Origin of the sequence: Pseudomonas sp. (assembly GCF_049301935.1) — a bacterium.
Lineage (GTDB): Bacteria > Pseudomonadota > Gammaproteobacteria > Pseudomonadales > Pseudomonadaceae > Aquipseudomonas.
The window spans coordinates 59,432-72,195 of sequence record NZ_JBAQLP010000099.1 but is presented as its reverse complement, the minus strand read 5'-3'; the positions used below and the strand labels follow the sequence as shown (position 1 = coordinate 72,195).

Here is a 12,764-nt window from a genome sequence, read left to right as displayed (position 1 = left end):
GGATAGACCTGCTTGACGCCCATCATGGTGGCTACGTACGGAATACCCCAGGCATGTACGTGGAACATCGGCGTGATTGGCATGTACACATCACCGGTACCGAGTAGGCGCACGCGATCCAGGCTGCCCAGCACACTGGCCTCGGCCAGGGTATGCAGTACCAGTTGGCGGTGGGTGAAGTACACGCCCTTGGGGTTACCCGTGGTACCGGTGGTATAGAAGGTGGTGGCCACCGAGTTTTCGTCGAAATCCGGGAAGTCATACTGCGTACTAGCAGCGGCTAGCAGATTCTCGTATTCGCCCACCAGATTGGCGATGTCTGCGGTTTTTTCCGGCGCGTCTGTCAGCAGAATGGTCTTGGCCACGGTGGTCAGCTGACTTTCGATACCCTTGTAGAGCGGCACGAACTCGCTGTTGACCAGGACGAACTTATCCTCGGCATGGTTCATGGTGTAGAGGATCTGATCAGCCGATAGGCGGATATTGATGGTGTGCAGCACCGCGCCGATCATCGGGATGGCAAACATGCACTCCAGGTAACGGTGGCTGTCCCAGTCCATCACGGCCACAGTGTCACCGGCCTTGACCCCGGCTTCGCTAAGCACATTGGCCAGGCGCGCCACACGCTCGTTAAGGGTGGCGTAGCTGTAGCGCAGCTGATCGCGGTAGACGATTTCGCGGGTTTTCTCGTAGCGGATACCGGACAGCAGCAGGCGCTTGATCAACAGCGGCGCTTGGTGTGCATTGTCGGCGGGAGCAATCAGGCGGGTCTGCAGCATGGCGGTACCTATTGTTGGTTTTTTCAGTGCGGCCAATCTAGAGCCCCCGCCGCCTGCTCAAATCAGCCCAAAGAATGATTTTCCATGTGACTCTTTGGGCATTTTTAGTCACGCAGTAGAATCAACGGCTGGCATTCGATGTGTCTGGCCTGCGACCTACTACAAAAACGAGGAGTTTCCCGATGTCCGATATCGTCATCGTCAGCGGCGCACGTACGCCGATGGGTGGTTTTCAAGGCAGCCTGTCGAGCATTGCTGCGGTTGACCTGGGTGCGGCCGCCATTCGCGCGGCAGTCGAGCGTGCCGGTATTGCCCCTGCTGACGTGCAGGAAGTGATCATGGGCTGCGTGCTGCCGGCCGGCCTCAAACAGGGCCCGGCGCGCCAGGCGTCGCTGAACGCCGGCCTGCCGGCTGCCACCGGTTGCACCACGATCAACAAACTCTGCGGTTCGGGCATGAAAGCGGTGATGCTGGCCTTTGATTCGCTCAAGGCCGGCAGTAACAACGTGATGATCGCCGGCGGCATGGAAAGTATGTCCAACGCGCCCTACATCATGAGCAAAGCCCGCGCGGGCCTGCGCATGGGCCACGGCGAAATCAAGGACCACATGTTTCTCGACGGCCTGGAAGATGCGCGCAGCGGCCGCTTGATGGGCTCCTTCGCCCAGGAAACCGCCGACCAGTACGGCATCACCCGTGAGCAGATGGACGCCTACGCCATCGAATCGTTGAAGCGCGCCCAGGCCGCCATCGCCAGCGGTGCGCTGGACGCGGAAATCGTCCCGATCACCGTCAGCGGCCGCAAGGGCGATGTCGTGGTCAAGGATGACGAGCAGCCGCTGAACGCCAACCTGGAGAAAATTCCGGGCCTGAAACCGGCCTTCCGCAAGGACGGCAGCATCACCGCGGCCAACGCCAGTTCGATCTCCGACGGCGCCTCGGCGCTGCTGTTGATGACCGCCGAAGAAGCCGCCAAGCGCGGCCTCAAGCCGCTGGCGAAGATCGTCGCGCACGCCACCCAGAGCCAGGATCCGAGCGAGTTCACCATCGCGCCGATTGGCTCGATCAGCAACCTGTTAAAGAAAACCGGCTGGGACAAGGCCGAGGTCGATCTGTACGAGATCAACGAAGCCTTCGCCATGGTCACCATGCTGGCCATCCGTGAGCACGGCCTGGATCACGCCAAGGTCAACGTCTACGGCGGCGCCTGCGCCCAGGGCCATCCGGTCGGCTCGACCGGCTCGCGGATCATCCTGACTCTGATCAATGCGCTGAAAAACACCGGCGGCAAGCGCGGCATCGCCTCGCTGTGCATTGGTGGCGGTGAAGCCACGGCAGTAGCGGTTGAGTTGCTCTGAGGCGTGACACAACTTCGTAGGATGGGTTAGGCGCATTCGCCACGGACAGTCGCTCTACGAGCCCTGTTGCGCCGTAACCCATCACGGCGCAATACGAGATATCGACTGGTGGGTTACGCGGTGCGCCACGATAGCGGCTTCCGCTATCTCGGTGTCTGGCACCGCTAACCCACCCTACGACCTCTGCCAGCCTCGCTTCTGGCTAAATGCCGATCCTGTCCAGCGACTTGCCAACCTTGCGCCAGAAGCTGCGCTGCATGCGCTCGGTTTCACCGCTGGCGGCAATCCGTTCGAAGGGCTGAATTTCGCGGGTGGCGGCGATTTCCGTTGCAGCCACCTCTTGGGACACCAACTGCAGCGGGCCATCACCCTGGCTGGGCGCCTGCTCGTTGACTGGCGGCGGGTTGAGTTCGTCATAGCGCAGGTAGTAGATGCCGCCGGCTTCGGCATCCAGGCTGAAGCTGCTGATCAGGGTGAAGTCCAGCGGGCCGTCGGCGAACAAGGTCCAGTGCGTGCCGAACAGCGGCCGGCGCATCTCCAGCTGGTAACTGGCGATATCGAACTCCAGCACCATATAGGCATTGCTCGGCAGGCTGCCGATGCGCGCGTTATTCAGAAACAGCGCGGGCGCTTCCAGCTCCTGATCGGCCCAGTGGCTTTGCGGGCGGTACAGGTAGACCAGGGCATGGTTGTCATCGCTGAGCACATGCTCACGGAAGGCTGCGCCCGCGGTTACGCCAAAAAACGCCCCAGGGGTCGAGCAACCACTCAGGGCAACCAACAACAGCACCGCAAGCCAGGGCAGACCACGCATCGACAGCATCCTTATTGGAGTGATAGGCCGAGCATAGCGGTGCCCTGCTCGGCCGACACCCGACAAAAGTGCGGGCCGTAACAGTGCGGGTCAGCGGCGGCGATCGAGCAGGTTGACCAGTAATTGATCCAGCGCGCCCCAGACGGACTGCTGCAGCCGCCGCCACCAGGGCCGCGCGCGCCAGTCGGCCAGGGTGATTTCCTGACTATCGGCAAAGTCCGCCTGAAAGCTCGCCGCCACGCTGGCGGTAAATGCTGGGTCGAGCGCCTCCAGGTTGGCGTCCAGATTAAAGCGCAGGTTCCAGTGGTCGAAGTTGCACGAGCCGACGCTGACCCAATCGTCCACCAGCACCATCTTCAGGTGCAGAAAACGCGGCTGGTACTCGAAGATACGCACTCCGGCCTTGAGCAAACTGGCGTAATAGCGCTGGCCGGCAAAGCGTACCGGCGGATGATCGGTGTGCTGCCCGGCCAGCAACAGGCGCACCTCGACGCCGCGCTTGGCGGCCTGACGCAGGGTACGGCGCACGCGCCAGGTCGGCAGGAAATAGGGCGTGGCCAGCCAGATGCGCTGTTTGGAGCCACGCAAGGCGCGCACCAGCGACAGCAGGATGTCGCGGTACTGCGAGGCATCGGCAAAGGCCACCCGAGCCAAGCCCTGGCCCAGGGTAGGCAAGGCGGAGAGGGTTTTCAGACGCAACGGCATACGCGGCCGCCAGGCGATCCAGGCTTGACTCGTCAGCCACTGGCGCTCGAACAACTGCTGCCAGTCGGCCACCAGCGGCCCGCTGATTTCCACCATCACCTCATGCCAGCGGCTGCTGGCTTGTGCAGGCTGCCAGAACTCATCGGTCGCACCGGTGCCGCCGACAAAGGCGAATTGCCCATCGACCAGCAGCAGCTTGCGGTGATCCCGGTGAAAGTTGCGCACCCCATGCCTCCAGCGCAGCGGGTTGTACCACTGCACCTGCACGCCAGCCGCCTGCAGCAGGTGCCGGTCCGCTGCATGCAGGCCTTGTGCGCCAAAGGCATCCAGCAGACAACGCACAACAACGCCACGCTGGGCCGCCGCGCACAACGACGCCAGCAAGGCGCGGCCGCAGGCTCCGCTTTCTACCAGATAGAGTTCCAGTTCGACCTGCCGGTGCGCGGCGTCGATGCGCGCCAACATCTGCACAAAGAACTGCGGCCCGTCGATCAGCAACGCCAGCGTGTTGCCGTGCCGCCAGGGAAAGACGTTATGCGGCATAAGCGTTCACTTTGGGCATTGCGGCTCACGCACGGGAAATGGAGACGCCACCATAGCCGCCCGGCAGGGCCTTGCAAACCCTGGCCGCCAGCCTCGCCCTCAGGACTTTGGCAGTGCAACGGCTTGCGGCAGCAGTTGGCAGCCCTGGCGCGGCCCTAACCACTGCGCACTCTGGGTACTGCCCAGGCCGCGCGCGGTCACGCGCTTGTTGGCTGGGTCATCGAAGAAGCCGGACAGCGAAACAGACTGCGCCACATACGCCGCGCAGTAGTCGGCCGGGTTGTTTGCCACATAACGGCACGAGCAATATTCCTTGGCCGAGTAGGCGCCGATGATGCCTGGGAAGGCTTGCAAGTGCGCGCGGTTCTGCCAGGCCAGGGCGGCGAGCAACAACCCAATCAGCAGCAACAGAGTGCTCAACGGACGACGGCGAATCATGGCTGCACCTCATCTGCCAATGCGGCGAGAACCAGTTTGAGGAAGTGATTGCGATCAAAGCTGCCATCGCGGTCATCGGCGTAGCGCACGATCAGCAGGTTCTCACTGGCGATCACATACAGCCCCTGCCCCCAATGCCCGGATGCCACCAGGGTGTCCTCCGGCGCATCCGGCCAGGGCCTGCTCGCCCCGGCCACCGCCGCGTTCAACCACCAGTGCCCACCGGGCACCGCCTCACCGGGCTGCTCGGCCTGCGGCTGGTAGTTGGCAAAAGGCGTGCGGTTGAACTCGACCCAGGCTTTGGGCAGCAACTGCTGCTCGCCCCAGCGGCCATCACGCTGCATCAGCAGGCCGACACGGGCCAGGTCGCGAGCGCTCATATAGACGTAGGAGGAGCCGACAAAGGTGCCGGCGGCATCACGCTCCCATACGGCGGTGTTGATGCCCAGCGGATCGAACAGCGCGCTCCAGGGGTAATCGGCATAGGCCGCTTCCCCCACCATGGTCTTCATAGCAGCGGCCAGCACATTGCTGTCGCCACTGGAATAACGGAAGCGCGCACCGGGCTCGGCATCGGCGCTGTGCGCGGCGGTAAAGGCGGCCATATCACTGCGGCCACGGGTATAGAGCATCGCCACCACCGAGGATTTCAGCGGCGCGTATTCATAGTCTTCCTGCCAGTCCAGGCCCGAGGCCCAGTTGAGCAGATGACCGACCTTGACCTGCGGGTGCGCGGCAAATGGCGGGTAGTAGTCGGCCACCGGCGCATCCAGACGAAAGCGGCCCTGGCCATAGGCCACGCCCATGGTAGTGGCCAGCAGGCTCTTGGCCATCGACCAGGTCAGATGCGCGGTGGCGGCGGTGGTCGGCGCGGCATAACGCTCGTAGACCACCTGAGCATCGCGGATCACCAACAAGGCATCGGTGCGCACGCCCTTGCGGGTCGCGTCATCACGGGTCGGGAAGGCGTAGCTTTCCAGTTCCCTCAACGCGGCGCTGGGTGCAGCCAACTGGCTGTCCCAGTCCTCACCTGGCCAGTTCTCAGCCTGCGCGGCCGCGCAACCCAGGCCGAAGGCGCACGCCAGAATCAGCCGCCGTGCGGGAAAGAGAGTGAAGGACATAGCGCTGCCTCTGCGGGGATCGAAGGCGGCACCCTAGCATGGCGCTAATGACGACAAAAAGCGCCGAACACGCCGGTTTAGCCGGTGATTCGACGCGAAATGTCAGTGCGTTGTTTTCACAGGTACAGGTATTAACAGGTAGGTTGGGTTGATGAGCGTAGCGACGAAGCCCAACGAGCTGTAGCAACACCTGTTGGGCTTCGCTGCGCTGGCACATGGATGCTAGGTGCACCAGAAAAAACGGCGCACTTCGACCTTCATGGTTAGGTTCCAGCGTCACCGGGTAAGCGCCCAGGCGTACTGCCTTGCCATCGAAGGCCGCGATGGCTTTTGTCGAGTACATCACCAAGGGCAAGCCCTGGTCCTGCTGCCTTAGCCCGCCGGGCTTATAGAACTCGCGGTCATGTACGGCGCCTTGGCAGTCGATTGCCGCCATGGCCGGCAATGCCGCATGGAACCTGAGGATGGTGGGTATGCCTAGCCAGGTCACCCAGTTGCGCGAGCGTATGCACAAGGTCGCCGAAGTAGCCGCGCCATAAGAGCAACCCTGTTGGCGACTGCCATCATGCAGGACGCAAAATGGCTCCTGCCTGAACCCTGTGACTCGGCTACCCGCGACCGTGAATGAGGTAGTCGCGACTTGGTAAGCGCGCGGCTCCTTCCGGCGGTAAACACGCGAGCGGCCAGCTCGGGCTGGCTCGGCAGCACAATGCGTTTCCCTCTCAAACCTCCCGTTTTGGCGGGGCTGGCAGCCAATCAGCCAATAACGACCGCCACAACATTGTCAACAATCTGCACACCTGCGCTTTGACAGCGGCGAACATCACCCCCTAAAAATCAGTTCTTACACGCAGAAAAAACAAGGCATAAGTGACAAATAAAACGCCTATTTTTCGTAAAAAATCCCATACCCACCCCCTCGAAAACACAGTATTTACGCCTGAAGCACGTCATTTAACACCTCAAGTCTCGCTGTAGCATTCACCTTTCTCCCGCTCTAAAAAGCCATTTTCGCTCGAAAATAAGCCCGCACATCAGCAATCTCGGCGTATTAATAATGCGCAGAAAAGCCATTCCCACTCTGAAATCTTTTGTTACCCATCTGCAGGTCATAAAAAAACCACCGTAGGTACGATTCATTGCGTGAATGGGATGACTTGTAAATGGCGTCAATATCATGACATTCCGATTCACCTTCGAATTGTTAACAAAAATAAGTCCGGAGAAGAAAATGTCACGTTTATCGACACGTGTTTTAGCCGCAACAGGGTCGGTGCTGGTGCTTGCCGCACTTCCCGCTGCAGTTAGCGCTGGCTTGTTGGATGGTCTCCTGGGTGATTCTTCCACTCAATCGACGACGCAAGACTCCAACACCACTCCACAGACCGATCAGAATGCAAAAGGCTATTTCAGCCTCCCATTTGAAGAACCGACCATCGTAGTAGATGGTCAAGTCATACAGACCGATGACAAGTGCATTACTCGCGGCGACGGCATGGATGAATGCAAACCGGCCGCAGGCACGATGGCACTCCTCAAGGATGGACGGCTGCTGTACCTGAATGCGTTGGAAGGGACTGAAAATGTCGAGCTTTCAATCGTGGCCGAGTTTGGCGAAGTGTCGGTTAACGACCAGACTCGCGTACTCTCCCTGGATGCGAACGACAAACCAGCCTGGCTAAAGCCTTCCCCCCTTGATGCTGGCGCCAACCCGGATGGTAACGACAGCCAGACATTGCTCAGTGGCACCTCGCTCAACGGCCTGCTTGATACCGCTGATAACACCAGCAAAAACGACGGCGCGCTGTTTTGCTCAGATGTGGTCGGTCTGGCTAACGGCGATATCATGGCGGTGGGCGGCACTGATTATTACTCTGACCCTGGCATTGATGGTCTGCCGGTGGGTGTTGCCGAACTTGAAGGCCTGAAGAACTCACGCATCTTCGACGCTAAAAACAACACCTGGACGCAAAGCGGCGACATGAATTTTGGCCGCTGGTATCCGTCGCTGGTCACGCTTGGAAATGGCAACGTGTTTGTCGCAAGTGGCGTTACCAAGTTGATCAAGCCTGTGTATCCGCAGGACCCGATCAACAGCGGCCGCAACGTGGTGCAGACCGAAACCTACAACCCGTGTTTGCGCACCTGGACTCAAAACCCGTCCACGGCAGACCGGTCATTCCCCCTGTACCCACGGCTGCACCTGCTGCCGAACGGGCATGTTTTTTATAACGCAGGTGGTCAGGCCTTTAACCCCTTCGGTCAAGGGTATGACCAGGCGCTGTGGAATATCACCGCCAGCTACAATCCCGCGACACAGCGCTGGACCGACATTGGTTACGCCGGCCTTCCACTTCGTCTAGACGAAGCCGGTCTGGGGCAACTCGGCAGTACGTTGAACGTAACCAACCTGTCACTTTCTCAAACCACGTCATTACTTGGCGATGCCGCTTCTGCACCGACTGTACTGATAGAAAATGGACTGGATGTGGGTGTGTCGGATGAGCAGCTGCAAATCGCCATTGCCGGCGGTATGCGCGGGTCAACCTCCTCAACCATGCTGCCCTTGAAGCCTAATGCGAACGGTCAGTATACCGATGTTGAACTGTTGACCGCCGGCGGCGTACCCAGCTATGGCATTTTGACCAACCCGGGTGGCTACTTGCCTACCGCTCAGAGCCGCATCGATCGCATCAGCACCAATGGCGACCAGATTAGTTACGAGTCCCGCTTGACTGGGCCATTGAATCAACCACGTTGGTACGGCACTAACGTCCTCATGCCAGACGGCAGTGTCACCGTATTTAGCGGTGGTGACCGTGATGGCGTCGCTGGACCAGGCCTAGAGGGTCCTATTCGCACCGCCGAGCGTTTTGATCCGGAAACCGGCATCTGGACAGAGATGGCAACCGGCCACCGTGCCCGCACCTATCACAACACCGCCGTGCTGATGCAAGACGGTCGCGTAATGGTTGCCGGACACTCGCCAATCAACACCGCCTATCTGACCTTTGTCGACCTGCAAGGCCTCGGCCTGGCGCCTTATGACGGTCGTGATCCGAGCTTTGAGATCTACACGCCGCCATATGCCATGCGCGATGATCGTCCGGTCATTCAACAGGCACCTAGCAATCTGACCATCGGCGATCGCTTTAATATCAAAGTTGATCAGGCCAGCCAGATTGACAAGGCGCTGTTGATCCGACGCACAGTCATGACGCACGTGATCGATGGTGACCAGCGCGCCATCGAGCTCAACATCGAACAGCGTCCTGGCAACAAGATCACTCTGACCATGCCTAACAACCACAACGTGGTGCCGGCCGGTGAGTACATGCTGTTCGTCAGCAAAAACACTGCAGAGGGTCGTGTGCCATCCGTCTCGGTACCGATTACTGTCGTGAATAATGGTCTGTCTTGCATGGCTCCGGTGATGGCATCCACTGACGTGATCACCGCTGACGGCATCATCGAGTCCACGCTGGATATTCTGTGACCTACACAGGAGGTTGAGCATGACCATCGGACAAACAAGAACCGCTTTTACGGGACTCGTTTTGTTCGGCCTCGCGTGCCTGTCAGCCCCCGGGCTGGCAGGTGCACACGGCGCCCTCGAACTAGACGATGTGCCACCGGGGTTCGTCAAGGCCAGCATCACTGAGCGTTCGGATATGGAAGGCCTGAAGGCGATGATTTTAAGCGCACCCAGGCCCGGCATTATGCTCCGCTACAACGGAGAGCAGCCCATCACCGTGCTGGGCATGCAAGGTGAAGCCTTTCTGCTTTTCAGCCGGACCGGCGTATCGGTGAATACCAACAGCCCAAGCTGGGAAGCGTTGAACGATGGCGCAATGCCTGTCGCCAGGCCATCAACAGCCAGCGACGAGCCATCCTGGGTAACCTTGTCGGAGTCAGGTAGCTTTAGCTGGCTGGATCCAAGACTCAACACGATGAAAGATCCGCAGCACGGTGACGACACCTCGAAAGACTGGTCAATACCGCTGATACGAGCCGACGGCAAAGCTGCTCAGATCAGCGGCATGCTGACATACCAGGTCTATCAGTAGGCGCCACACACGCTCCTTTACCCAACGCCCTTGCTACGCAAGGGCTTTTTTCGGCAGCCGGTAATCCTCCGGCCCCATCAAATCCATGCCGCACTCCAGGTTCTCGATCCAGTAGAGGAAGGCATTGATCATTTCCGCGCCGACAAAGGGTCGCCCGTGCTGCGGCACGATCATCGCCACATCCATGTCACGGACCATCGCCGCCCACAGCCGGCAGACCTTGTTGCTGGCCATATAGCGCCGGTGAAAACCGAGCATGTTCGGCACATGGTTGACGAAGTCCGTTACCGGGTGCGCGTCGTCGACCATCGAGGCGCCCATGTCGCCGGAAAACAGGATCTTGCTCACCGGGTCGTACAGCTGGAAGTTGCCCACCGAGTGGAGAAAATGCGCCGGCACCGCCTTGAGCGTGGATTTACCCAGGGCAAACGACTGGCCGCGGTCCGGCAGCGCGATGATCCGGTCGAAGGTGTTGATGCCACGGCTGAGCGCCAGGTAGTTGGCCGTCAGGTGCGGCAGAAAGCGCGCCCAGAGCTTGGAGCAAATTACCTGCGCGCGGGTGTGCAGCAGCCATTTGTCCAGCGAGGCGATGATGTCCGGGTCCTGGTGCGAGGCGAAGATATAAGTCAGGTCCTGCACTGGAATGTGCTTGGAGAGCTCCAGCGACAGCGGCGTGTAGGTCAGGTCGCCGCCCGGATCGAGCAGCAGGTACTGCTCGTTGTCGGTGATCAGAAACTGGTTGGACTGCACGCCCTCCCCGCTGACCAGGTCATCGAACATCATGCATTGATGCTCGCCGTTATCGAACAGCACTATGGGTTCGCGTCGCATGGCAGGCTCTCTCCCGAAAGCCCGCGAGCTTACTGGCGCAGCGGCACGATCTTACTGATCTGGATCAAGCCGACGCGCCATGCCGGGTTACAGGTTGATGCCGAGCACCGCCTGCGCCTTCTGCAAACGTTTGCTACGCGCACTGCCGGCAATCGCCAGCAGGCCCTGGTCGCGTTGCCAGAGCTGCGCCCAGTGCGTATCGCCGGCGGCAAAGGCGCTGTCCAGCTCGCTGCGCAGGCTGTCGAACTGGGCAAACAGCCCGGCCAGCAGCAGGTGGCTGTCCGCTGCACTGGGGCATTGCCGCGCCACTTCCGCGCAGCCGGCCAGCAGCCCCAGTAGACGCAATTGCAGGGCCTGCGGCCAGGCCGATTCCTGGCCCACACCAAACAGCCAGGCGCTGAGCGCTGCCAGCACATGGGTGTCTTCCAGGGTGCGGAAAGGCTTTACGTAATCATCCCAGCCATCGCCGGCCAGCCGTTCGCACTGCGCGCCCTGCAGATGCAGGCGGCCATGGCTGACATCGGGCATCAACGGCAACGCCGGCAGCGTCTCGATCTGCACGCCCGGCGCGCCATTGCGCACGACCCCAAGAGCAAGCTGCACCGACGCGCCGGCAGCTTCCTCACGAGCGGCCACCAGTAGCCAGTCGGCGGCGTCGGCGGCGGTGACGAAATCCTTGCGACCATCGAGGGTCAGCGCGTTGATCCGCGTACCCATATCCGCCGGCCGGGTGCTGCGCTTCTCGGTTACGCACAATGCACCCAAGGTCCAGGGCGCGGCCGGCCAGAGCGCACGCAACGCGCCCTGATAACCGGCGAGAAACGCCAGCCCCGGCGTCGCCGCCAGCCGACCGCCGAGCAGGGCCAGCTGCAGCGGCGTGGGGTTGCCGATGCGTTCCAGCAGGCTGGCGTACCACTGCTCCAGCCCCGCGACCGGCAGGCGCGTTTGCGGGCTCAACAACTGTTGCCAGGGCATGTGTTGCTCCTTGTTGGGATTATCGAAATCACTGTCACACAAGCATCACCAAATGTTCACGGAGGTGACACCGCCGCTACCTAGCCTGAGCTTGCCCAACAAGATCGACCGGCTGCAAGGCAAAAAGCCGGCTAACGGAGATGACGGCATGACCCAGATGGCAATCACCCGCGACCGCACTACCCCAGCTCGTCGCCTGCAGGCCGAGCGCTTACAGGGCGCGGCCGCCCTGCGCGAAGCCCAGGCGCTGCGCTTTCGCGTATTCAGCGCCGAATTCGATGCCAAGCTCAAGGGTGCCGAACTGGGCCTGGACATGGATGACTACGATATTCACTGCCAACACATCGGCGTACGTGATCTTAATAGCGGTGAGCTGGTGGCCACCACGCGCCTGCTCGACCACCGTGCGGCCGCCAGCCTGGGACGCTTCTACAGCGAAGAAGAATTCAGCCTGCACGGCCTGCCGCACCTCGAAGGCCCGGTGCTGGAAATCGGCCGCACCTGCGTCGACGCCGCCTACCGCAACGGCGCGACCATCGCCGTGCTCTGGGGCGAGTTGGCCGAAGTGCTGAACCAAGGCGGCTACCGCTACCTGATGGGCTGCGCCAGCATCTCCATGCAGGATGGTGGCATCCAGGCCCAGGCGATTATGCAGCGCCTGCGCGAACGCTACCTGTGTACCGAACACCTGCGCGCCGAACCGAAAACCCCGCTACCGGCGCTGGATGTGCCGAGCAACGTGATCGCCGAAATGCCGCCGCTGCTCAAGGCCTACATGCGCCTGGGCGCGAAGATCTGCGGCGAGCCGTGCTGGGATCAGGATTTCCAGGTCGCCGACGTGTTTATCCTGCTCAAGCGCGACGAGCTGTGCCCGCGCTATGCCCGCCACTTCAAGGCGGCCGTCTGAAGGCAGGTCAACGGCTGCGGCGCGTCGGCCCTGCGGCGTTAAAAACAGACTCGGCAAGCCGCTTGCGGTCAGCGAAGCCCGAAGGGCGAGCGAAGCGAGTAATGCTCATGTACAAAAGTACGCTCCGCTTCCTCGCCGTTTTGACCAGCCGAAGGCTGTTACTACGTAGCGCCTTGCAGGACTCTAGCTCGCAAGCCTTTAAACAAATTATGAGTGGAGTTGCACA

The 12,764-nt window shown here is 60.9% G+C and carries 11 protein-coding genes; 4 read left to right on the top strand and 7 right to left on the bottom strand.

What is annotated here, in order from left to right:
* Nucleotides 1-779 (bottom strand): AMP-binding protein (locus tag WA145_RS13390; protein WP_422582055.1); only part of this gene is annotated, 779 nt, incomplete at its 3' end.
* 182 nt (nt 780-961) lie between these two features.
* Here WA145_RS13390 and WA145_RS13385 point away from each other — a divergent pair.
* Complete coding sequence (locus WA145_RS13385; RefSeq protein ID WP_422582054.1) at nt 962-2,137, top strand: thiolase family protein; 1,176 nt, start codon at nt 962-964, stop codon at nt 2,135-2,137.
* Nucleotides 2,138-2,339: 202 nt separating this feature from the next.
* Here WA145_RS13385 and WA145_RS13380 read toward each other — a convergent pair whose 3' ends face one another.
* From WA145_RS13380 to WA145_RS13365, 4 genes are all read right to left on the bottom strand, one after another.
* Nucleotides 2,340-2,951, bottom strand: a complete 612-nt coding sequence (locus WA145_RS13380) for a DUF2846 domain-containing protein (RefSeq protein WP_422582053.1) — start codon at nt 2,949-2,951, stop codon at nt 2,340-2,342.
* Between the two features lie 90 nt (nt 2,952-3,041).
* Nucleotides 3,042-4,199, bottom strand: coding sequence for a phospholipase D-like domain-containing protein (locus WA145_RS13375; RefSeq protein WP_422582052.1), 1,158 nt, complete (start codon nt 4,197-4,199; stop codon nt 3,042-3,044).
* A 99-nt stretch (nt 4,200-4,298) separates the two neighbouring features.
* Nucleotides 4,299-4,637 (bottom strand): amidase, encoded by a 339-nt coding sequence (locus WA145_RS13370; protein WP_422582051.1) that lies wholly within the window; start codon nt 4,635-4,637, stop codon nt 4,299-4,301.
* Nucleotides 4,634-5,758, bottom strand: coding sequence for a serine hydrolase domain-containing protein (locus WA145_RS13365; protein WP_422582050.1), 1,125 nt, complete (start codon nt 5,756-5,758; stop codon nt 4,634-4,636). Before WA145_RS13365 ends, WA145_RS13370 begins: the two co-directional genes overlap by 4 nt.
* 1,177 nt (nt 5,759-6,935) lie before the next feature.
* On the opposite strand from WA145_RS13365, the gene WA145_RS13360 reads away from it, so the two are divergent.
* Nucleotides 6,936-9,254, top strand: coding sequence for a galactose oxidase-like domain-containing protein (locus tag WA145_RS13360; protein ID WP_422582049.1), 2,319 nt, complete (start codon nt 6,936-6,938; stop codon nt 9,252-9,254).
* A gap of 19 nt (nt 9,255-9,273) precedes the next feature.
* Nucleotides 9,274-9,825 carry a hypothetical protein gene (locus WA145_RS13355; protein ID WP_422582048.1) on the top strand — a complete coding sequence of 184 codons (552 nt, stop codon included), beginning with the start codon at nt 9,274-9,276 and terminating at the stop codon, nt 9,823-9,825.
* 33 nt (nt 9,826-9,858) lie between these two features.
* Here the strand turns inward: WA145_RS13355 and WA145_RS13350 are convergent, their stop codons facing one another.
* A complete protein-coding gene (locus WA145_RS13350) occupies nt 9,859-10,656 on the bottom strand; it encodes an MBL fold metallo-hydrolase (protein ID WP_422582047.1) in 798 nt (265 codons plus the stop codon).
* Between the two features lie 87 nt (nt 10,657-10,743).
* The gene (locus WA145_RS13345) at nt 10,744-11,631 is read right to left on the bottom strand and encodes an acyl-CoA dehydrogenase (RefSeq protein WP_422582046.1); all 888 of its coding nucleotides are present in this window, start codon (nt 11,629-11,631) and stop codon (nt 10,744-10,746) included.
* A gap of 148 nt (nt 11,632-11,779) precedes the next feature.
* Here WA145_RS13345 and olsB point away from each other — a divergent pair, with 148 nt between their 5' ends.
* Complete coding sequence (gene olsB, locus WA145_RS13340) at nt 11,780-12,538, top strand: L-ornithine N(alpha)-acyltransferase (protein ID WP_422582045.1); 759 nt, start codon at nt 11,780-11,782, stop codon at nt 12,536-12,538.
* Nucleotides 12,539-12,764 lie beyond the last annotated feature (226 nt).